Origin of the sequence: Pseudomonas sp. NPDC089530 (genome assembly GCF_050280705.1) — a bacterium.
Classification (GTDB): Bacteria; Pseudomonadota; Gammaproteobacteria; order Pseudomonadales; family Pseudomonadaceae; genus Aquipseudomonas.
The window spans coordinates 1-21,380 of record NZ_JBNNVU010000097.1 but is presented as its reverse complement, the minus strand read 5'-3'; the positions used below and the strand labels follow the sequence as shown (position 1 = coordinate 21,380).

Sequence of the window (21,380 nt, the reverse complement as noted above, 5' to 3'; positions counted from 1 at the left end):
GGCTACGGCGTTGGCATGGGTAAAGATCACACCCTGTTCGCGAAAATCGAAGGCGTGATCAAGTTTGAAGTAAAAGGCGCCTTCGGTCGTCGTTACGTGAGCGTTGTCGCAGCTTAATTGCGCGAACGCTGGAAAAGCCCTGTCTTGCGACGGGGCTTTTTCGTTTGTGGGGTGAGTCTCTTGCAAAACTGTTTGTATGGGCTGCCAGCGCTGGACGTTAAGGCCGTTGATCGGGGTCGCTGCGCTCATTTTTGCAAGAGTCTTATGTCTTGGTTTTTTGGCTCGCCCGTGCGGCGAGAGGCATTTTGTTATGAAGTTCGTTGATGAAGTTTCGATCCGAGTAAAAGCTGGCGACGGCGGCAATGGCTGCATGAGTTTCCGTCGGGAAAAATTCATCGAAAACGGTGGTCCGAACGGTGGTGATGGCGGTGATGGCGGCTCGATCTTCATGGTCGCCGACGAAAACCTCAACACCCTGGTGGACTACCGCTACACCCGTCACTTCGATGCCGAGCGTGGCTCCAATGGCGGCAGTACCGATTGCACCGGCAAGAAGGGTGAAGACCTCGAGCTGCGCGTGCCGGTCGGCACCACGGTGATCGACGCCGGCACCCAGGAAGTGATCGGGGATCTGACCAAGGCCGGTCAGCGCCTGATGGTGGTGCAGGGCGGCTGGCATGGTCTGGGTAACACCCGTTTCAAGTCCAGTACCAACCGTGCGCCGCGCCAGACCACTCCGGGCAAGCCGGGTGAGCAGCGCGACCTGAAGTTGGAGTTGAAAGTGCTGGCGGACGTTGGTCTGCTGGGCTTGCCGAATGCGGGCAAGAGCACCTTCATTCGCTCGGTTTCCGCGGCCAAGCCCAAGGTGGCCGACTACCCGTTCACGACCCTGGTGCCGAACCTGGGTGTGGTCAGTGTCGATCGCTGGAAGAGCTTTGTGATCGCCGACATCCCGGGTCTGATCGAAGGGGCTTCGGATGGCGCGGGCCTGGGGATTCGTTTCCTCAAGCACCTGGCGCGTACCCGTCTGCTGCTGCACCTCGTGGACATGGCGCCGCTGGATGAAAGCAGCCCGGCCGATGCGGCGGAGGTCATTGTCAATGAGCTGGCCAAGTTCAGTCCGTCCCTGGCCGAGCGTGATCGTTGGCTGGTGCTGAACAAATGCGACCAGATCCTTGAGGAAGAGCACGAGGCTCGGGTCAAGGAGATCGTCGATCGCCTGGAGTGGGCCGGTCCGGTGTACGTGATCTCGGCCATCTCCAAAGACGGTACCGAGCGCCTGAGTCGCGACATCATGCGTTACCTGGAGGATCGTGCCGATCGTCTGGCGGCTGACCCGGCTTATGCCGACGAGCTGGCTGAGCTCGATCAGCGGATCGAAGATGAGGCGCGTGCCCAGCTGCAGGCGCTGGACGATCAGCGTGCCCTGCGCCGCAGCGGCGTGAAGAGCGTGCATGACATCGGCGACGACGATTGGGATGAAGAAGATGTGGATGACGAAGACGGTCCGGAAATCATTTACGTCCGCGACTGATTCGTTGCAGTAAACTACAAGCGCCGCTCACCGAGCGGCGTTTTAGTATCCGGGAAACGTAGCCACGAATAACTTATGGGCGCGCTCGGTCGCGTGGCTCTCAAGCTAAGGTTGAAGAAGATGCGGAGTAAGGTGACAGGTGCGCAGCGCTGGGTCGTGAAGATCGGCAGTGCGCTGCTGACGGCGGACGGCAAGGGGCTGGATCGCGCGGCAATGGGCGTTTGGGTCGAGCAGATGGTGGCCTTGCACGAGGCGGGCGTCGAGCTGGTATTGGTTTCCTCCGGCGCGGTGGCGGCCGGTATGAGTCGCCTGGGCTGGACCGCACGACCGAGTGCGATGCATGAGCTGCAGGCTGCCGCGGCCATTGGCCAGATGGGGTTGGTGCAGGCCTGGGAATCGAGCTTTGCTGAGCATGGCTTGCACACGGCGCAGATTCTGCTGACCCATGACGACCTCTCCGACCGCAAGCGTTACCTGAACGCCCGCAGTACCTTGCGCGCATTGGTCGAGCTCAAGGTGATCCCGGTCATCAATGAGAACGACACCGTGGTCACCGACGAGATCCGTTTCGGCGATAACGATACCCTGGCTGCACTGGTCGCCAACCTGGTCGAGGCCGATTTGCTGGTGATTCTCACCGATCGCGACGGCATGTTTGACGCGGACCCGCGCAACAATCCCGATGCGCAGCTGATTTATGAGGCGCGCGCCGATGATCCGGCGCTGGATGCCGTGGCGGGCGGCACGGGTGGTGCGCTGGGGCGTGGCGGCATGCAGACCAAGCTGCGCGCAGCGCGTCTGGCGGCTCGTTCCGGGGCGCACACGATCATTGTCGGTGGGCGTCTGGAGCGGGTGCTGGATCGTCTTAAAGCGGGTGAGCGCCTGGGTACCTTGCTGTCGCCCGAGCGCGGCATGCTGGCGGCGCGCAAGCAATGGCTTGCAGGGCATCTGCAGACCCGCGGCACCCTGGTGCTGGATGATGGCGCGGTGTCGGCCTTGTCCCAGGGCAACAAGAGTTTGCTGCCGGTGGGCGTCAAGCTGGTTCAGGGCAGCTTTCGTCGTGGCGAAATGGTGGTGTGCGTGGCGCCGGACGGGCGTGAGATTGCCCGCGGCTTGGCCAACTACAGCGCTCTGGAGGCGCAAAAGATCATCGGTCAGTCCTCTGATGCGATTGTCGGTTTATTGGGGTACATGGCTGAGCCCGAGCTGGTTCACCGTGACAACCTGATTCTGGTCTAAGGAAAAGCCAATGCGCGTAGCAAAAGGACTGTTGGGGTTGTTGTTGGCGATGCCGCTGCTGGCGTCCGCCGAGGAGATCGGCCAGGTGTCCACGGTGTTCAAGTTCGTCGGGCCTAACGATCGCATTGTGGTCGAGGCTTTCGACGATCCGAAGGTGGAGGGGGTGACCTGCTACCTGTCGCGCGCCAAGACTGGTGGTGTGAAGGGTGGCCTGGGCTTGGCGGAGGATCGTGCCGAGGCATCCATCGCCTGTCGTCAGGTCGGGTCGATCAGCTTCAAGGGTGAGCTCAAGGATGGCGAAGAGGTGTTCAAGGAGCGCACTTCGCTGGTGTTCAAGACCATGCAGGTGGTGCGTTTCCTCGACAAGAAGCGCAATACCCTGGTGTATCTGGTCTACAGCGATCGCCTGATCGAGGGTAGCCCGCAGAACGCGGTGACGGCGATCCCGATTCTGCCTTGGGCGCAGACTCCGTAATACCTGTCGAGCTTGCTCCTGCAGGGGTTGCGTGAGCCCTGTAGGGGCGAGCTTGTTCGCGGTGGCGGCCTGCCGCTGAAAGCGCCAAATCGCAGGCAATAAAAAACCGACCCTGGGGTCGGTTTTTCAACAAGCGTGTCGCTTAGGCTGCAGCAGCGAGCTTCAGAGCCTTGATGTGGCCATTCAGGCGGCCTTTATGGCGAGCAGCTTTGTTCTTGTGGATGATGCCTTTATCGGCCATGCGGTCGATTACTGGCACGGCCAGAACGTAAGCGGCTTGCGCTTTTTCGGCGTCTTTTGCGTCGATGGCTTTAACTACATTCTTGATGTAGGTACGAACCATGGAACGCAGGCTGGCGTTGTGGCTGCGACGCTTCTCAGCCTGTTTTGCACGTTTTTTGGCGGAAGGTGAGTTGGCCACCGTCGAGCTCCTCGAAAGACTTTTTAGGAAATAGCAAACAAAATAGGCCGCGAATCATGCCGATGAGTTGAAGGCTTGTCAAGGGCAGCTGATGCGTTCCGCTGAGTGGTTGGATCTGAAGAGGCGGGATATTTATTTCCGGCGCTTGACCTGTAAACTCGCGAGCTTTGGCTCTGTGCTGTTGCGGCGCGGAGTATCGCACAAGTAGGCGCATAGTTCGCCTGCTGTTTATCTACAGGCAAAAAACCTTTTCATGAACCTGCTCAAATCGTTGGCCGCCGTCAGCTCTATCACCATGCTTTCCCGGGTTCTGGGGTTCGTTCGCGATACCATCATCGCGCGAGCGTTTGGCGCCGGAATGGCGACGGACGCCTTCTTCATCGCCTTCAAATTGCCCAACCTGCTGCGCCGCATTTTCGCCGAGGGCGCCTTTTCCCAGGCCTTCGTGCCGATCCTGGCGGAATACAAGAACCAGCAGGGCGAAGAGGCGACCCGCACCTTTATTGCCTATGTGTCCGGCCTGTTGACGCTGGTGCTGGCGCTGGTGACGGCGCTGGGGATCATCGCCGCGCCCTGGGTGATCTGGGCGACGGCGCCGGGGTTTGTCGACACTCCGGAAAAGTTCGCGCTGACCACCGATCTGTTGCGGGTGACCTTTCCTTATATATTGCTGATCTCGCTGTCTTCGCTGGCGGGGGCGATCCTCAATACCTGGAACCGCTTCTCGGTCCCGGCGTTCGTGCCGACGCTGCTGAACGTCGCCATGATCCTCTTCTCGGTGTTCCTGACGCCTTATTTCGATCCGCCGGTCATGGCCCTGGGCTGGGCGGTGCTGGCCGGTGGCCTGGCGCAATTGCTGTATCAGCTGCCGCACCTGAAAAAGATCGGCATGCTCGTGCTGCCGCGCCTGAACCTGCGCGACAGTGGGGTCTGGCGGGTGTTGAAGCAGATGCTGCCGGCCATTGTCGGGGTCTCGGTGAGCCAGATTTCGTTGATCATCAATACCATCTTCGCTTCGTTCCTGGTGGCGGGGTCGGTGTCCTGGATGTACTACGCCGACCGCCTGATGGAACTGCCTTCCGGGGTGCTGGGGGTGGCGCTGGGAACGATCCTGCTGCCGACGCTGGCCAAGACCTATGCCAACAAGGATCGCCACGAGTACTCGCGGATTCTCGATTGGGGGCTGCGGCTGTGCCTCATGCTGGTGCTGCCTTGCGCCCTGGCGCTGGGGATCCTGGCGGAGCCTTTGACGGTGTCGCTATTCCAGTACGGCCAGTTCAGTGCGTTCGATGCGGCTATGACGCAGCGGGCGCTGGTGGCCTACTCGGTGGGCCTGCTGGCGATCATCATGATCAAGGTCCTGGCGCCGGGCTTCTATGCCCAGCAGAACATCCGCACGCCGGTGAAAATCGCAATCTTTACCCTGGTCGTCACGCAATTGCTGAACCTGGCGTTCATCGGCCCGCTGAAGCATGCGGGCCTGGCGCTGGCCATCAGTGCCGGGGCCTGCATCAACGCCGGCTTGCTGTTTTACCAGTTGCGCAAGCAGCAGATGTTCCTGCCGCAGCCGGGGTGGGGCCTGTTCGCTTTCAAGCTGGTCGTGGCGGTGAGCGTGATGTCGGCGGTGCTGCTGGGATTGATGCACTTCATGCCGGCCTGGGACCAGGGCCACATGCTGGCGCGTTTCCTGCGTCTGGGCGTGTTGGTGGGGGCGGGCGTCGTGGCCTATTTCGGCATGCTGGCATTGCTTGGCTTCCGTCTGCGCGACTTCAATCGCAAGGCGTTGCACTGAGGCGCCCGGGGCCTTGAGGGCCCGCCGGGCGGTGGTTTTGTCGGTTCGATCACTTTGGCGCGTGCTGTTGCCTGTCACCGGCCGTCGGGTGTGGTTATAATCGACCACTTTATGAGCAAGAAGCGCGTTATGCAGCTGGTCCGAGGCCTTCACAACCTGCGCCCCCAGCATCGGGGCTGTGTCGCCACTATTGGCAACTTCGACGGTGTTCACCGTGGTCACCAGGCTATCCTGGGCCGGCTGCGGGAGCGCGCGCTCGAGTTGGGCGTGCCCAGTTGCGTGGTGATATTCGAGCCGCAGCCGCGGGAGTTCTTCGCCCCGGATACCGCTCCGGCTCGCCTGGCGCGCTTGCGCGACAAGCTGCAACTGCTGGCCGAAGCGGGCGTCGACCGGGTCTTGTGCCTGGCGTTCAATCAGCGTTTGAGCAAGCTCAGCGCCAACGAGTTCGTCGAGACGATCCTGGTCGACGGCCTGGGTGTACAGCATCTGGAAGTCGGCGACGATTTTCGTTTCGGCTGTGACCGGGTCGGTGACTTTGCGTTCCTGCAAAAGGCCGGCAGTGTCCACGGTTTCACCGTCGAGGCCGCGCAGACCGTAGAGCTGGATGGCCTGCGCGTCAGCAGCACCCAGGTCCGCAACGCGCTGGCGGCCGCCGATTTCGTCTTGGCCGAGCGCCTGCTCGGTCGACCGTTCCGTATTGCCGGGCGGGTGCTGCACGGGCAGAAGCTGGCACGCCAGTTGGGCACGCCTACCGCCAACGTGCAGCTCAAGCGTCGTCGTGTTCCGCTGTCCGGGGTGTACCTGGTCGATGTCGAGATCGACGGCAAGGCCTGGCCGGGCGTCGCCAATATCGGCGTACGACCGACCGTTGCAGGTGATGGCAAGGCCCACCTGGAGATTCATCTTTTAGATTTTGCCGGCGATCTGTATGACCGGCGTTTGACGGTGGTTTTCCACCACAAGCTGCGTGAAGAGCAGCGTTTCGCCTCTCTGGAGGCGTTGAAGACGGCGATCAACGCGGATATCGCCGCCGCCCGTGCCGCATTGGCACGTACCCCTAGCGCCAATCGCTAATGAAGAGCCTTAAATGACCGACTATAAAGCCACGCTAAACCTTCCGGACACCGCCTTCCCAATGAAGGCCGGCCTGCCTCAGCGCGAACCGCAGATTCTACAGCGCTGGGACAGCATTGGCCTGTACGGTAAGTTGCGCGAAATTGGCAAGGATCGTCCGAAGTTCGTTCTTCACGACGGTCCGCCCTACGCCAACGGCTCGATTCACATCGGTCATGCGGTCAACAAGATTCTCAAGGACATGATCATCCGCTCGAAGACCCTGGCGGGCTTCGACGCGCCTTATGTCCCGGGCTGGGATTGCCACGGCCTGCCGATCGAGCACAAGGTCGAAGTCACCCACGGCAAGAACCTGTCCTCGGACAAGACCCGTGAGCTGTGCCGCGCCTACGCTTCTGAGCAGATCGAAGGCCAGAAGGCCGAGTTCATCCGCCTGGGCGTGCTGGGCGACTGGGCCAACCCCTACAAGACCATGAACTTCACCAACGAAGCCGGCGAGATCCGTGCACTGGCGGAAATGGTCAAGGGCGGTTTCGTGTTCAAGGGCCTCAAGCCGGTGAACTGGTGCTTCGATTGCGGTTCGGCCCTGGCCGAGGCGGAAGTCGAGTACCAGGACAAGAAGTCCTCGACCATCGACGTGGCCTTCCCGATCGCCGACGAAGACAAGCTGGCCGCCGCCTTCGGCCTGGCCAAGCTGGCCAAGCCGGCTGCGATCGTGATCTGGACCACCACCCCCTGGACCATCCCGGCCAACCAGGCACTGAACGTTCACCCGGAGTTCAACTACGCCCTGGTCGACGCTGGCGACAAGTTGCTGGTCCTGGCCGAAGAGCTGGTGGAATCCTGCCTGGCCCGCTACAGCCTGGAAGGTTCGGTGATCGCCACCGCGCCGGGCTCGGCCCTGGAACTGATCAACTTCCGTCACCCGTTCTACGACCGTCTGTCGCCGGTGTACCTGGCCGACTACGTCGAGCTGGGCGCCGGTACCGGCGTGGTTCACTCCTCGCCAGCCTACGGTGAAGACGACTTCGTGACCTGCAAGCGTTACGGCATGGTCAACGACGACATCCTCAATCCGGTGCAGAGCAACGGCGTGTACGCCTCGTCGCTGGAGTTCTTCGGCGGCCAGTTCATCTGGAAGGCCAACCCGGCCATCGTCGACAAGCTGACCGAAGTCGGCGCGCTGATGCACACCGAAACCATCAGCCACAGCTACATGCACTGCTGGCGCCACAAGACCCCGCTGATCTACCGCGCCACCGCGCAGTGGTTCGTCGGCATGGACAAGCAGCCAACCAGCGGCGACAACCTGCGCCAGCGCGCGTTGCAGGCCATCGAAGAGACCCAGTTCATTCCAGCCTGGGGCCAGGCGCGCCTGCATTCGATGATCGCCAACCGCCCGGACTGGTGCATCTCCCGCCAGCGTAACTGGGGCGTGCCGATCCCGTTCTTCCTGCACAAGGAAAGCGGTGAGCTGCATCCACGTACCGTCGAACTGATGGAAGAAGTGGCCAAGCGCGTCGAGCTGGAAGGCATCGAAGCCTGGTTCAAGATGGACGCGGCCGAATTGCTCGGCGACGAAGCCCCGCAATACGACAAGATCAGCGACACCCTGGACGTCTGGTTCGACTCCGGTACCACCCACTGGCACGTCCTGCGCGATTCGCACCCGATGGGCCACGCCAGCGGCCCGCGCGCCGACCTGTACCTGGAAGGTTCCGACCAGCACCGCGGCTGGTTCCACTCGTCCCTGCTGACCGGCTGCGCGATCGACGGCAATGCGCCGTATCGCGAGTTGCTGACCCACGGTTTCACCGTCGATGAGAACGGCCGCAAGATGTCCAAGTCCCTGGGCAACGTGATCGCGCCGCAGAAGGTCAACGACACCCTGGGCGCCGACATCATGCGCCTGTGGGTTTCGGCCACCGATTACTCGGGTGAAATGGCGGTTTCCGACCAGATTCTGCAGCGCAGCGCCGACGCCTACCGGCGTATCCGCAACACCGCGCGCTTCCTGCTCTCCAACCTGAGCGGCTTCAACCCGGCGACCGACCTGCTGCCGGCCGAGGAAATGCTCGCGCTGGACCGTTGGGCCGTGGACCGTACCCTGCTGCTGCAGCGCGAGCTGGAACTGCATTACGGCGAATACCGCTTCTGGAACGTCTACTCCAAGGTGCACAACTTCTGCGTACAGGAGCTGGGCGGCTTCTACCTGGACATCATCAAGGACCGCCAGTACACCACTGGCGCCAACAGCAAGGCCCGTCGTTCGTGCCAGACCGCGCTGTTCCACATCTCCGAAGCGCTGGTGCGCTGGATCGCGCCGATCCTCGCCTTCACCGCCGACGAGCTGTGGCAATACCTGCCGGGCGAGCGCAACGAGTCGGTGATGCTCAACACCTGGTACCAGGGCCTCAGCGAGCTGCCGGAAGGCTTCGAGCTGGATCGCGCCTACTGGGAGCGGATCATGGCGGTCAAGGTCGCGGTCAACAAGGAACTGGAGAACCAGCGCGCGGCGAAAGCGGTGGGCGGCAACCTGCAGGCCGAAGTGACCCTGTACGCCGAAGACTCGCTGTCGGCCGACCTGGCCAAGCTGAGCAACGAGCTGCGCTTCGTGCTGATCACCTCCACCGCCAGCGTCGCACCTTTCGTGCAGGCCCCGGCGGACGCGGTGGAAACCGAAGTTGCCGGCCTCAAGCTGAAAGTGGTCAAGTCGAGCTTCGCCAAGTGCGCCCGTTGCTGGCACTGCCGCGAAGACGTCGGCGTGCACCCTGAGCACCCGGAAATCTGCGGTCGCTGCGTCGACAACATCAGCGGCGAAGGCGAGGTTCGTCACTATGCCTAAGGCCGCGGGCCGTTTCGGCCGTCTGGGCTGGCTGTGGTTGAGCGTGCTGGTGCTGGTCATCGACCAGGCCAGCAAGCTGCACTTCGAAAGCTCGCTGTCGATGTACCAGCAGATCGTGGTGATCCCGGATTACTTCAGCTGGACCCTGGCCTACAACACCGGCGCGGCGTTCAGCTTCCTGGCGGACAGCTCGGGCTGGCAGCGCTGGTTGTTCGCCCTGATCGCGGTCGTGGTCAGCGCGGTGCTGGTGGTCTGGCTCAAGCGCCTGGGGCGCAACGAAACCTGGCTGGCGGTCGCCCTGGCACTGGTGCTGGGTGGCGCGCTGGGCAACCTGTACGACCGCATCGCCCTGGGCCATGTGATCGACTTCATCCTGGTGCATTGGCAGAACCGCTGGTACTTCCCGGCGTTCAACTTCGCCGACAGCGCCATCAGCGTGGGTGCGGTGATGCTTGCGCTGGATATGTTCAAAAGCAAGAAAACCGGAGAAACCGTTCATGACTGAACAGGTATTGGCTGGGCAACGCATCGGCCAGAACACGGAAGTCACTTTGCACTTCGCATTGCGCCTGGAGAACGGCGACACGGTGGACAGCACCTTCGACAAGGCCCCGGCGACGTTCAAGGTCGGTGACGGCAACCTGCTGCCAGGTTTCGAAGCGGCGCTGTTCGGTTTCAAGGCCGGCGACAAGCGTAACCTGACCATCGAACCGGAAAATGCCTTCGGCCAGCCGAACCCGCAAAACGTGCAGATCATCCCGCGTTCGCAGTTCCAGGACATGGAACTGTCCGAAGGCCTGCTGGTGATCTTCAACGATGCGGCGAATACCGAGCTGCCCGGTGTGGTCAAGGCGTTCGACGACGCCCAGGTGACGGTCGACTTCAACCACCCGTTGGCCGGTAAAACCTTGACCTTCGATGTCGAGATCATCGACGTCAAAGCGCTTTAACGGCATCGCGAGCGTGTTCGCTCCTGCTGGGACCGTGGCGTTTCTGCAGGAACAAGCGGGCTCGCGATCAACCGCGAAGCGGTTGCCATGATTATTCCTTGCCCGCAAGACACGAGGCACAGCATGCAAATCAAACTCGCCAACCCCCGTGGCTTCTGCGCTGGCGTGGATCGCGCGATCGAAATCGTCAATCGCGCCCTGGAGGTCTTCGGACCGCCGATCTATGTGCGTCATGAAGTGGTGCACAACAAATTCGTCGTCGAAGACCTGCGTGCTCGCGGTGCGGTCTTCGTCGAAGAGCTGGACCAGGTGCCGGACGACGTCATCGTCATCTTCAGCGCCCACGGCGTTTCCCAGGCCGTGCGCAGCGAAGCGGCGGGACGGGGCCTGAAGGTCTTCGATGCGACCTGCCCGCTGGTGACCAAGGTGCACATCGAAGTGGCGCGCTATAGCCGCGACGCTCGCGAATGCATCCTGATCGGCCATGCCGGCCACCCGGAAGTCGAAGGCACCATGGGCCAGTACGACATCAGCAATGGCGGCGCCATCTACCTGGTGGAAGACGAGCAAGACGTCGCCGAACTGCAGGTACGCAACCCTGAAAATCTGGCGTTCGTGACCCAGACCACCTTGTCGATGGACGACACCAGCCGGGTCATCGACGCCTTGCGCCAGCGCTTCCCGGCCATTGGCGGGCCGCGCAAGGACGACATCTGCTACGCCACCCAGAACCGCCAGGACGCGGTCAAGCAACTGGCCGACGAGTGCGATGTGGTGCTGGTGGTGGGTAGCCCGAACAGCTCCAACTCCAACCGCCTGCGGGAGCTGGCCGAACGCATGGCCACTCCGGCGTACCTGATCGACGGTGCCGAGGACATGCAGCGCAGCTGGTTCGATGGCGTCGAGCGCATCGGCATCACCGCCGGGGCTTCGGCTCCCGAGGTGCTGGTGCGCGGGGTGATCGAGCAATTGCACGCCTGGGGCGCCACCGGCGCCGACGAACTGGCCGGCCGCGAAGAAAACATCACCTTCTCCATGCCCAAAGAACTGCGCGTCCGTTCGCTGCTCTGATCAGCCTGGTCTTTCGCATAACGCCTGCGCGGCCTGATCGCTGCGCAGGCTGACGCGGCCACTGCGGGACAGCACCACCTGATGCACACTGGCCCCCGGGTTGGCGGCACAGACATGCAGCGTCCCGGCCTGGAAGGCGCCACTGGGCAGCAACGGCTCCCCCAAACCACTGAAACGCACGAAATGCTGCACCGGGCGATTACCGACAACCGCCACCCTGGCGTCTGCCCGGCGTTCGAGCAGCACCGGGTTATCCTCGTCCTGTGCGCCTTCGCCACTGATATCCAGAATGATCCGCCAGCCCTGGCTCCAGTCGTCGTTCAGCCCATGGATCACGATGCGCTGCTGACGCAGGATGGCCTCGGTGCGCGCATGGCGGATACCGCTGGCCAGCATCTGCGCGACGTCCAGCCGGCGTGTCGACTGGAGCAACTCCCCGAACGATGTGCTGGCGAACAGCATCAACAGGCTGGCCAGCGCCAGGCCGACGAATATTTCGATCAGGCCGAACCCCTTCTGCCACATGCCTTTCCCTCCCTGGTGGATAACCGGCCGGGACATTCCTTGTCCGGCCATTGAGCAAAACCGCGAACGCTCGGTCTATGAAGGTTCGAAGTACCAGGGGCAGTTATAGCCCCTGGCTGCTCAAGGGGATGGCATGGGTTACCGCACAGAGGGATTCACGCTGCTCGAGTTGTTGCTCGTTCTGGCCGTTTCGCTGGTTTTGTCGACCCTGGCGGTGCCGGTATTCAGTCAGATGGCGCAGCGCTCCAAGGCCGACAGCGACCTCAGCGAACTGCTGCGCAGCTTGAATTACGCGCGTCTGGAGGCGATCGATCGGGGGGTGTCCGTTCACCTGCGCCCGGTTGCCGTCGATGCGGACTGGAGCCGGGGGCTGTCGATTTACCAAGGCGACGGGCTGGCAGTGAATGTATTGCGGGTTGTTCCCGCAGTCAGTCGCGGTGCTCGCCTGACGCTAACCTCTGGATTCGACTGCATCGTTTTTAACGCACTGGGCGGGGTGTCGGCAGAAGTCCCGCCGGTCATGACCTACGCACTGGGCGAGCAACGCAGGACGATCACCCTGTGCCTGAATGGACGGATAGCCGTGGATGGGGAGTGCAAATGACGGGCAGGCGCGGGCAGACGGGCATGATGCTGATCGAGGTGCTGGTGGCGGTGCTGATTCTCGGTGTGGGCCTGCTCGGTGCGGCGGCGGTACAGCTCAATGCCTTGCGCTATACCGACAGTGCCTTGATGGCCAGCCAGGCCAGCTTCATCGCCTATGACATGCTCGACCGCATTCGCGCCAACAGCGCCGCGGACTACACCGTGGCCGCACCCGCCGCAGGCAATTTCAGCGTGGTGCGGGACCAGGATCTCTATGACTTCACGCGCAATATCGAGAGCTTTGGCGGGCCCACCGCCGAGGGCCACATCAGCCTCAAGCAAGGGGTGTTCACCATCAGCATCACCTGGGATGACGCGCGCGCTGCTCATTCCGCTGAAGGCCCTCGCAGTTTTGTCCTGAGCAGCCGGGTGGCGGTGGACCCGGGAGGCCAGCCATGAGGCGGGCAGTCAGGGGCTTCGGCCTGGTGGAAATGCTGGTGGCGCTGGCCCTGAGCCTGATCGTGACCTTGGGCGCGACGCAGATCTTCATCGCGGCGAAAAACACCTACCTCAGCCAGAGCGCCTCGGCCAGCCTGCAGGAAGACGCGCGTTTCGTGCTGAGCAAGATGGTCCAGGAAATACGCATGGTCGGCATGTTCGGCTGCCTGCAGAGCATCGCCGATGCCAGCAGTGCTTCGGACTTTGCCGGGCATCAGCAGGCACCGATCCTCTGGGACAACGCCAACCACCGACTGACTCTGGTCACGGCCGATATCGGCGACAGTGGCGGCACCCCGACCTGGACCGTGCTGTCCGATTGCCGCAACAGCGCCACCGCCTATAGCGGCGCCCGCCAGGCCGCCACCGGGCAACAGGCATTCGCGGTGCGGCGTCTGGTGTACAGCCTGAAGAACGATCAACTGCTGATGGGGACTGGCACCGGGTCCAGCCAGGCGGTACTGGTGAACCATGTCAGCGCTTTCGAGGTGTCGTTCGGCATCGCCAGCACGGCCACGGATATCGCAGCTTCCAGCTACAGCCACGACCCTGGCGACCCGGCGCGGATCCGCAGCGTGCGCTTGAGCCTGACCCTGAGTGACCCCCAGGCCCGTGTGCGGCCGCAGACCTTCAATGTGGTGGCGGCCTTGCGCAATCGCCTGCTGTGAGTGAGTTACCGATGAGCCTGTACCGAACGGTCCCCAAGGCGCAGCGTGGCATGGCGCTGCTGCTGAGCCTGGTGTTTCTGTTGCTGCTGACCCTGATCGGCATTTCGTCGATGCAGAACGCCACGTTGCAGGAAAAGATGTCCGGCGGCCTGTGGTTGCGCAATCAGTCGTTCCAGGCGGCGGAGATGGCCCTGCGCATCGGCGAGAGCGCGGTGCAGCAGGAGCGTTATGCCTTGCCGGTCTGCAGCGGTGGCCAGTGCGCGCCGCCCGGTGAGTCCGCGGTGGTCAGCGCCGCGGGGCACAACAGCCATTCGGGGGTGACCTGGATCGCCACCGGCAACGGTTTTTACGGGGTGCAGAACATCGGTACGACGCTGGGGGCGGTCAATGTGCCGAGCAACACCTCCGCGACCCTGTACCGGGTGACCGCCGTGGGATTGGCCGGCCATTCGCGCAGCGTTCTGGAGAGCATCTATGCCAAGTATTGAAGCCTGGAGACGGCGCCTTGGGGCGCTGCTGCTGGGCACTTTGCCGGGCCTCGGTGCCACGGCCCATGGCTTCGCCCCGGCCCAGGTTCCGCTGGCGAATGCCGCGGCGGTGGCACCGAACGTGATGCTGCTGCTCGACGACTCGCAGAGCATGAACAGCATCGTCTACGCGCCGGGTTTCGATCCTGGGCAGGAGCGGGCGCCGGTCAGGCCGTGCCGGATGCAGGCCGGTGAATGCCTGGCCGGCGCGAGCCTGGGGCCGGAGTCGATAGCCCTCGCCAGCCTGAGCCAGGCGGGCTGCACCGTGGGGCGTGTCGGCTTCTACCGCGGCGACGCCCGGCCGCTGTGCCTCAAGCTGCCCGATCCGGCGGGGAGCGGCAGCACCCGCTATCCGGCGGCTTACCTGGCCTATCTGATCGCCCTGGCCGACGGTCGCGACCGGGATTTCACCGATGGCTCGATTCCGGTTCAGGACCGCATGAGCCTGGTGCGCGACGCCGCCAGCAGGCTGGTGGCGGGCAATCGCGCGCTGCGCATCGGCCTGGCGAGTTTCAACCCGCCGGTAGGCAACGACCTGGGCCCCGGGGGGCGGATCGTGCGGGCCGTCGATGATCTGGCGCCGGTCGGCGATCAGGTCGGCCAGGCCCAGGTGGACGGCAATTACCGGGCATTGCAGTCCGCCATCGACGGGCTCAGGGCCTCGGCCGGGGCGCCGCTGGCGGAAACCTATTACGAGGTCAGCCGCTATTTTCGCGGCATGGCGCCTTACTACAACAGCACGCCGTCCACCTATGACAGCCCGATCCAATACCGCTGCCAGCGCAACTACAGCCTGGTGCTGACCGATGGCCTGCCCAGCTACGACCACAGTTTTCCCGTTCGTGATCCCCAAGGCAGCAGCGGCCTGCCCGATTGGGACGGGGTGGCCAATGACGGTAGCAACCCGGGGGGCAACGAGGAGGGCAGCAGCCTGTACCTGGATGATGTCGCCAAGCTGGCGGCGGATATCGACATGCGCTCGGCGGGCATGGACATCGCGGGCAAGAGCTGGGACTCGGCGGGCTTTGCACAACAGTACCTGAACACTTACACCATCGGTCTCGATACGCGGTATCCCATGCTGCTGGACGCGGCGAGCTATGGCCGGGGCCGGTTCTACCCGGTGACGGACCGGGCGGACCTCGACGCGGCACTGGCTTCGGCGCTGGGCGAGGTGGCGGCCGAGGCCGGCCAGGCTGGCGGCGTCACGGCCGGGGCTGTCGGGCTGGCCAGCGGTTCGAGTTACTTCCAGGCCTCCTATGACCCATCCGACTGGCATGGCACCATCAGGGCGTACAACATCGGCCCCGGCGGCGCGATCGACACCCGGACACCGCTATGGAGTACGGATTCGACCCTGGTGCCCGGTGCGCCGCCGGGAGTCTTCCAGACCTGGAACAGCACCAGCAGGAGCGTTGTGGCCTTGCGTCAGGACCAACTGTCCAGCACGCAGCAGGCAGCGCTCGGCCAGAATCTGCCGCCGGGCATCACTGCGGCCGATCTGCTGGCGTGGAGCCAGGGGGCAGGCCGGGCGGGGCTCAGGGTGCGTAGCCGGTTGCTGGGGGATATCGTCCATTCGCCGCTGGCCGTGGCCACGCCGACCGCGCGGGACGCCGCCGACCTGCAGGGCGACAGCGGTTACAGCACCTACCTGGCGAGCAAGGCCCAGGGCATGCGCCCGAGCCTGCTGGTCAACGCCAATGACGGCTTACTGTCGCTGATCGACGCGGCCAATGGCGTGCGCCGTTACGCCTATATGCCCTCCAGTGCGTTGCCGCTGCTGCGGTACGTCGCCGACCCCGGCTACGGCAATGGCCAGCGTCACCGGTTTCTGGCCGACGGTCCGGTGGGGGTCTTCGATGCCCAGCTCGGCACGGCCTGGGCAACCCTGGCGCTGGCAGGCGCAGGGGCGGGAGGCAAGGTGTTTTATGCGCTGCAGCTGTATGGCCAGGCCGGCAATACGCCCCAGGCCCTGTGGGAAATCGCCGCGCCAGCCGTAGCCGATAGCGCCCATCCATTCAATGATCTGGGTTATGCCTACGCCCGCCCGGAAGTGGCACGCTTGGCCGATGGGCGCTGGGCGGCCTTTATCGGCAATGGTTATGGCAGCCATTCCGGGGTCGCCGCCTTGTATGTGGTGGATATTCGCGACGGTTCGCTGATCAGGAAAATCGTCATCGATGGCCACGGGCAGGGTAACGGACTGTCCTCGGTAAAGCTGCGGGTGGACAGCCGGAACGTGGTCCAGGCGGCCTATGGCGGCGATCTCCAGGGGCGGCTGTGGAAGTTCGACCTGAGTGCGGCGGCACCCGATAACTGGGGCCTGGCCTTTGGTGGTGCGCCGCTGTTCAGCGCGCCCGGGGGGGCGCGTCAGCCGGTCACCGCGCAGCCGTTGCTGGTGGACCATCCCGAGGGGGGCAAGCTGGTGCTGTTCGGTACCGGCAAGTTCAGCGAGCTTGCCGACAAGCGCAGCAACGATTCCCAGGGTTTTTACGCGGTCTGGGATGCCCCGGGTGGGGCGGGCCGTCTCACCGTGGAGAGTCTGCAGGCGCAAGCGCTCACCGGGTCGTTCTCCGGCAGCGCGGGCGGCTATATCACCAGCACCCGGGCGGAGGTCAGCTATCCGCAGCAGAAGGGCTGGTACCTGCCCTTGAGCGAGGGGGCGGCGTCGAGAGGGGAGCGGGTTATCGACCCGGCCACCCTGGTGGCCGGGCGTATCGTTTTCAGCACCGCCGCGGTCGAGGCGGTCGATCCTTGTTCCAGCGCGGCCAGCGGCAAATTGGTCGAGCTGGACGCATTCAGCGGTAAGATGCTCGCCGACGCGGTGCTCGACACCAACGGCGACGAAGTGGTCGACAGCCTGGACACGCCTTCCAGCGGCGTCATCTTCACCGGTGGCATTCCAGCGTTGAGCGGCGTTCTCGAGCGCGCCACCCGCAAGATCGTCAGCGATTCCGGCGGCGGTATCGCCTCGCTGGTCGAAAAACCGGGCGGTGGCAGCCGCCGCATCATGTGGCGACAAATACAGTAAGTGAGAGTGAGGCATGCGCAGATCCAACCAAGGTTTTACCCTGATCGAAGTCATGATCGTGATTGCGATCATCGGGCTCGTCGTCACCCTGAGCCTTCCCAGCATCACCGAGTACGTGAAGAAAACCCATCGCACGCAAATCGCCGGGCTGCTGTCCGAGCAGGCGCAGAGCCTTGAGCGTTTTCATTCCAAGGGGGGGGTCTACAGCAACGCGCCGGGCCTCAGCGCTGGCAACGATGACTACAGCATCGCGCCAGTCCTGGCCGACCAGAGCTTTACCCTGACCGCGACGCCGAAAAGCGACGGCATGATGGCCGGCGACAAGTGCGGCGAGTTCACCCTGAGCCACACTGGCGCCATGGGTAACAACAACCTGGCCGACGGGGTGACCAGCCAAGAGTGCTGGGGACGCTGAACAAGTTTGTCGGGTGCCGATGGCGCCCAGTGTTTTTCATTTCCTGGACTGGACTATGGCAATGCAACAGCAAGTGGTGATTGTCGGCGGTGGCGTGATTGGCCTGTTGACGGCGTTCAATCTGGCGTCCGCCGGGCAGCGGGTGGTGCTGCTCGAGCGCTCGAATGTCGGCCAGGAGTCGTCCTGGGCCGGTGGCGGGATCGTCTCGCCCTTGTACCCCTGGCGCTACAGCCCGGCAGTCACGGCGCTGGCGCATTGGTCCCAGGACTTTTATCCACAGCTGGCCGAACATCTGTTCGCGAGCACCGGGGTCGATCCCGAGGTGCACACCACCGGTCTGTACTGGCTGGACCTGGACGACGAAGCCGAGGCGCTGGCCTGGGCCCGGCGGGAGCAGCGGCCATTGAGCGCCGTGGATATCTCGGTGGCCCATGACGCGGTGCCGGTGCTGGGCGGCGGCTTCTCGCGGGCGATCTACATGGCCGACGTCGCCAATGTGCGCAACCCGCGCCTGGTCAAATCCCTGAGGGCCGCCCTGACGGCGCTGCCGACGGTGACGATTCATGAACAGTGCCAAGTCAGCGGCTTTATCCGCGAGGGTGAGCGCATCCTTGGGGTGCGGACCGCCCAGGGTGAAATCCGTGGCGACCAGGTGGTGCTGGCAGCGGGGGCCTGGAGTGGCGAGCTGTTGCAGAGCCTGGGCCTGGCATTGCCGGTGGAGCCGGTCAAAGGCCAGATGATTCTCTATAAATGCGCCTCGGACTTTCTGTCCTGCATGGTCCTGGCCAAGGGGCGATACGCGATTCCCCGGCGCGACGGCCATATCCTGATCGGCAGCACCCTGGAGCACGAAGGCTTCGACAAGACGCCGACCGCTTCGGCCCTGGAAGGCCTCAAGGCTTCGGCCGTCGAGCTGATCCCGGCGCTGGCGCAGGCCGAGGTGGTGGGGCATTGGGCGGGGTTGCGTCCTGGCTCGCCCGAGGGCATTCCCTATATCGGGCCGGTGCCGGGGCTGGCGGGGCTGTGGCTGAACTGCGGGCATTACCGCAATGGCCTGGTGCTGGCGCCGGCCTCCTGCCAGTTGTTCGCCGACCTGATGTTGGGCCGGGAACCGATCATCGACCCGACGCCTTATGCGCCGGCCGGCCGGATCTAGTCCAGGCCGAGTTTCTTAAGTCGATAGCGCATCGAGCGCAACGACAGGCTCAGGCGCCGGGCCGCCGCCGTGCGGTTCCAGCGCGTCTGCTCCAGGGCCTGGAGGATCAGCCGGCGCTCGACGGCTTGCAGATGGTCTGCGAGGTCGATGACGGGCGTAGGCCCGGGCGCGATGGCCGGGTGGGCGCCGTTGGGCGCGAGGCGCAGGTCGGGGCTTTCGATCAGCCGGTTGTCGCACAGGGTATGGGCCCGTTCGAGCAGGTTTTCCAGTTCGCGCACGTTGCCGGGAAAGTCATGGCCCTGGAGGGCCAGCAGCGCGCCCGGCTGTAACCGTGCCGGTGGCTGGTCGTTGTCCCGGGCCAGGCGTTCGAGGATGACGCGGGCCAGCGGTTCGATATCGTCCCGGCGTTCCCGTAATGGTGGGACGGGCAGTTCGATCACGTTCAGGCGGTAGTAGAGGTCCTGGCGAAAGCGCCCGGCCTGCACTTCCGCCTGCAGCGGCTTATGGGTGGCGCAGAGGATGCGCACATCGACCTGGACTTCCTGTTGCCCGCCGACCCGGCGCACCGCTTTCTGCTGCAGTGCGCGCAGCAGCTTGACCTGCATCGCCAGTGGCAGGTCGGCCACCTCATCGAGAAACAGCGTGCCGCCGTTCGCCGCCTGGAACAGGCCGGGATGGTCTTCGACGGCGCCACTGAAGCTGCCTTTGCGATGGCCGAAGAACTCGCTTTCCATCAGCTCCGACGGAATGGCCCCGCAGTTGACTGCTACGAAGGCCCGGCTGGCCCGTGGGCCCTGGTCGTGGAGCGCGCGGGCGACCAGCTCCTTGCCGCTTCCGGATTCGCCGCTGATGTAAATCGCGGCCTGGCTGCGGGCCAGCTTGCCGATCTGCTCGCGCAGTTCCTGCATGGGCGCCGAATCGCCGAGCAGCGAGCGGTTGCCTGAGAGTGCTGCTTTGGGCTGGGCGCCGTTCAGCAGTTCGCGCAAGCGGGCCAGGGCCACGGGTTTGCTCAGGACGTCGATGGCACCGGCCTGCAGGGCCTGGGCCGCGGTTTCCTGGCGGGTGCTGGCGCTGAGGATCGCCAGTGGCATGGGCAGTTGCTGGTGCTGGATGTGCTCCAGCAGTTCCAGCCCTGTGCCGTCGGGCAAGTGCAGGTCGCTCAGGCACAGGTCGAAACCTTCCCGTTCCAGCCAGCGACGGGCTTCGCCCAGGGTGCGGGCGCTGCGGGTATGGCGCTGCATCCGGCCGAGGCTGATTTCCAGATATTCGCGAACGCCCGGATCGCCATCTACGATCAGGACCTTTTGCCGTGGGCTCATGCCGCTTGCTGCTTCATCCGTGAGCGAAAGAGGGGTGCCATCCTGGCGTGTGTCGAAGAAGTCTAGGCAGGCTTGGCCTGCTCAGGGGCAGAAGGGGGAGGGTGGGGGGACGGTTTTTTGTAGCGAATTATTCAGCGACGCCGTGCTGTCGAGAGAGCCGGCGCCGCTGTCGAAAGACCAGGTTCAGCGATTGCGGGAATCCGGGCCTTGCTTCAGGTGCGCCTGGCTGCAATACCACTGTTGTTCGAGGCTCAGCGCCCGGTCGCGGGGCAGGTGCACGCCACAATGGGCGCAGCGCACCATGGGGGCGGCGTTGGGTTCACGGGGGGCAGCGGCGCCGGAGGCGGGCTGCTTGAACTTGCGCCAGAGCCATACCGCGGCAGCAATCAGAGCGATCCAGAACAGTAAACGAAGCATGGTGGCCAGCTATATGAGTGAGGAACCGGCAGTTTAGCCAAGGTCATGCCGGGCGCACAGGGCAATCGATGCTGACGAAGAAATCCGCGGACAAAAAAAGGGAGACTCGAAAGTCTCCCTTTTCTGTTACCACAGCGGTGTCAGTCGAACACGCCGAAGGTCATGTAGCTGAACCAGGAGCGGTCGCTGTTGTTGCCTTCGGCTTCATGCTGCTCTTCTTCGACAGCATCGCCATTGGCGTCCTTGGGCTTGAGCTCGGCCGGGATGGCGTCCTTGGCGTCCTGGTACTGCTTCATCACGTCCTGGTTGGCGCGGGTTTCTCCCGGCGGCAGCGGTGGACGGGACTCGATCAGGCCCAGGGTGGCCTTGCTCAGCCAGGAGCGGTTGTCCGCCTCGGCGACCCGTGGCACGAACTGGCCATCGACCAGGCTCGGGTGATTCGGGTAGTTGAGTTTCAGGGTTTCCAGGCTGGTGGCGGCCAGTTCGTCCAGGTGCAGGCGCTGGTAGGCCTCGGTCATCACTGCCAGGCCATCGCCGACCGACGGGGTTTCCTGGAAGTTTTCCACCACGTAACGGCCACGGTTGGCGGCGGCGACGTAGGCCTGACGGGTCAGGTAGTAGTCGGCCACGTGGATTTCGTAGGAAGCCAGCAGGTTACGCAGGTAAATCATGCGCTGCTTGGCGTCCGGCGCGTAGCGGCTGTTCGGGAAGCGGCTGGTGAGCTGGGCGAACTCGTTGTAGGAGTCGCGGGCGGCACCCGGCCGCCGAAAAACCGGTTGCCCAGCACCTTGATTATCGGCTGCGAGCCGTAGTCGAACATGCTGTGGTTGGAGACCAC

22 protein-coding genes are annotated in these 21,380 nt (G+C 63.8%); 17 read left to right on the top strand and 5 right to left on the bottom strand.

The genetic code is table 11. The features are described from left to right. The 4 genes from ACQKQA_RS25615 to ACQKQA_RS25600 all read left to right on the top strand — a co-directional run. Positions 1 to 117, top strand: a 117-nt coding sequence (locus tag ACQKQA_RS25615; RefSeq protein ID WP_427563770.1) for a 50S ribosomal protein L27, incomplete at its 5' end; no start/stop codon positions are given. A 193-nt stretch (positions 118 to 310) separates the two neighbouring features. Then, a complete protein-coding gene (cgtA, locus tag ACQKQA_RS25610; protein WP_427563768.1) occupies positions 311 to 1,534 on the top strand; it encodes an Obg family GTPase CgtA in 1,224 nt (407 codons plus the stop codon). Between the two features lie 120 nt (positions 1,535 to 1,654). Beyond that, entirely contained in the window at positions 1,655 to 2,773 is a 1,119-nt protein-coding gene (gene proB, locus ACQKQA_RS25605; protein ID WP_007924743.1) for a glutamate 5-kinase, read from the top strand. Between the two features lie 10 nt (positions 2,774 to 2,783). Further along, a complete protein-coding gene (locus ACQKQA_RS25600) occupies positions 2,784 to 3,248 on the top strand; it encodes a CreA family protein (RefSeq protein ID WP_427563767.1) in 465 nt (154 codons plus the stop codon). Positions 3,249 to 3,390: 142 nt separating this feature from the next. Here the strand turns inward: ACQKQA_RS25600 and rpsT are convergent, their stop codons facing one another. After that, entirely contained in the window at positions 3,391 to 3,669 is a 279-nt protein-coding gene (rpsT, locus tag ACQKQA_RS25595) for a 30S ribosomal protein S20 (protein ID WP_009050949.1), read from the bottom strand. 253 nt (positions 3,670 to 3,922) lie between these two features. Here rpsT and murJ point away from each other — a divergent pair, with 253 nt between their 5' ends. From murJ to ispH, 6 genes are all read left to right on the top strand, one after another. Continuing rightward, the gene (gene murJ / locus ACQKQA_RS25590) at positions 3,923 to 5,461 is read left to right on the top strand and encodes a murein biosynthesis integral membrane protein MurJ (protein ID WP_427563765.1); all 1,539 of its coding nucleotides are present in this window, start codon (positions 3,923 to 3,925) and stop codon (positions 5,459 to 5,461) included. A 129-nt stretch (positions 5,462 to 5,590) separates the two neighbouring features. Beyond that, complete coding sequence (gene ribF, locus ACQKQA_RS25585; RefSeq protein ID WP_427563763.1) at positions 5,591 to 6,535, top strand: bifunctional riboflavin kinase/FAD synthetase; 945 nt, start codon at positions 5,591 to 5,593, stop codon at positions 6,533 to 6,535. Positions 6,536 to 6,548: 13 nt separating this feature from the next. Then, entirely contained in the window at positions 6,549 to 9,380 is a 2,832-nt protein-coding gene (gene ileS / locus ACQKQA_RS25580; protein WP_427563761.1) for an isoleucine--tRNA ligase, read from the top strand. After that, positions 9,373 to 9,885 (top strand): signal peptidase II, encoded by a 513-nt coding sequence (lspA, locus tag ACQKQA_RS25575; protein ID WP_427563760.1) that lies wholly within the window; start codon positions 9,373 to 9,375, stop codon positions 9,883 to 9,885. The genes ileS and lspA overlap by 8 nt, the downstream gene beginning before the upstream one ends. Continuing rightward, the gene (fkpB, locus tag ACQKQA_RS25570) at positions 9,878 to 10,330 is read left to right on the top strand and encodes an FKBP-type peptidyl-prolyl cis-trans isomerase (RefSeq protein ID WP_097305158.1); all 453 of its coding nucleotides are present in this window, start codon (positions 9,878 to 9,880) and stop codon (positions 10,328 to 10,330) included. The genes lspA and fkpB overlap by 8 nt, the downstream gene beginning before the upstream one ends. A gap of 123 nt (positions 10,331 to 10,453) precedes the next feature. Beyond that, the gene (ispH, locus tag ACQKQA_RS25565; RefSeq protein ID WP_427563758.1) at positions 10,454 to 11,401 is read left to right on the top strand and encodes a 4-hydroxy-3-methylbut-2-enyl diphosphate reductase; all 948 of its coding nucleotides are present in this window, start codon (positions 10,454 to 10,456) and stop codon (positions 11,399 to 11,401) included. Here the strand turns inward: ispH and ACQKQA_RS25560 are convergent, their stop codons facing one another. Then, a complete protein-coding gene (locus ACQKQA_RS25560; protein WP_427563756.1) occupies positions 11,402 to 11,926 on the bottom strand; it encodes a GspH/FimT family pseudopilin in 525 nt (174 codons plus the stop codon). Between the two features lie 133 nt (positions 11,927 to 12,059). Between ACQKQA_RS25560 and ACQKQA_RS25555 the strand changes: the two genes are divergently transcribed. The 7 genes from ACQKQA_RS25555 to thiO are packed head-to-tail and all read left to right on the top strand — an operon-like array spanning position 12,060 to position 18,806. Continuing rightward, the gene (locus tag ACQKQA_RS25555) at positions 12,060 to 12,530 is read left to right on the top strand and encodes a GspH/FimT family pseudopilin (protein WP_427563754.1); all 471 of its coding nucleotides are present in this window, start codon (positions 12,060 to 12,062) and stop codon (positions 12,528 to 12,530) included. Further along, a complete protein-coding gene (gene pilV / locus ACQKQA_RS25550) occupies positions 12,527 to 12,970 on the top strand; it encodes a type IV pilus modification protein PilV (RefSeq protein WP_427563752.1) in 444 nt (147 codons plus the stop codon). Before ACQKQA_RS25555 ends, pilV begins: the two co-directional genes overlap by 4 nt. After that, positions 12,967 to 13,677, top strand: coding sequence for a PilW family protein (locus ACQKQA_RS25545; RefSeq protein ID WP_427563750.1), 711 nt, complete (start codon positions 12,967 to 12,969; stop codon positions 13,675 to 13,677). The genes pilV and ACQKQA_RS25545 overlap by 4 nt, the downstream gene beginning before the upstream one ends. An 11-nt stretch (positions 13,678 to 13,688) precedes the next feature. Beyond that, positions 13,689 to 14,165, top strand: a complete 477-nt coding sequence (locus tag ACQKQA_RS25540) for a pilus assembly PilX family protein (RefSeq protein ID WP_427563748.1) — start codon at positions 13,689 to 13,691, stop codon at positions 14,163 to 14,165. Further along, positions 14,152 to 17,235 (top strand): pilus assembly protein, encoded by a 3,084-nt coding sequence (locus ACQKQA_RS25535; RefSeq protein WP_427563746.1) that lies wholly within the window; start codon positions 14,152 to 14,154, stop codon positions 17,233 to 17,235. The genes ACQKQA_RS25540 and ACQKQA_RS25535 overlap by 14 nt, the downstream gene beginning before the upstream one ends. A 13-nt stretch (positions 17,236 to 17,248) precedes the next feature. Then, positions 17,249 to 17,650 (top strand): type IV pilin protein, encoded by a 402-nt coding sequence (locus ACQKQA_RS25530; RefSeq protein ID WP_427563744.1) that lies wholly within the window; start codon positions 17,249 to 17,251, stop codon positions 17,648 to 17,650. Positions 17,651 to 17,705: 55 nt separating this feature from the next. Then, entirely contained in the window at positions 17,706 to 18,806 is a 1,101-nt protein-coding gene (gene thiO / locus ACQKQA_RS25525; protein ID WP_427563742.1) for a glycine oxidase ThiO, read from the top strand. Here the strand turns inward: thiO and ACQKQA_RS25520 are convergent. The 3 genes from ACQKQA_RS25520 to bamD all read right to left on the bottom strand — a co-directional run. After that, the gene (locus ACQKQA_RS25520; RefSeq protein WP_427563740.1) at positions 18,803 to 20,125 is read right to left on the bottom strand and encodes a sigma-54-dependent transcriptional regulator; all 1,323 of its coding nucleotides are present in this window, start codon (positions 20,123 to 20,125) and stop codon (positions 18,803 to 18,805) included. The two genes, thiO and ACQKQA_RS25520, sit on opposite strands and share 4 nt — an antisense overlap. Before the next feature lie 183 nt (positions 20,126 to 20,308). Next, positions 20,309 to 20,542 carry a PP0621 family protein gene (locus tag ACQKQA_RS25515; protein ID WP_427563738.1) on the bottom strand — a complete coding sequence of 78 codons (234 nt, stop codon included), beginning with the start codon at positions 20,540 to 20,542 and terminating at the stop codon, positions 20,309 to 20,311. Positions 20,543 to 20,682: 140 nt separating this feature from the next. Continuing rightward, positions 20,683 to 21,380: outer membrane protein assembly factor BamD (gene bamD, locus ACQKQA_RS25510; RefSeq protein WP_427563736.1), on the bottom strand; the 698-nt coding region annotated here is incomplete at its 5' end.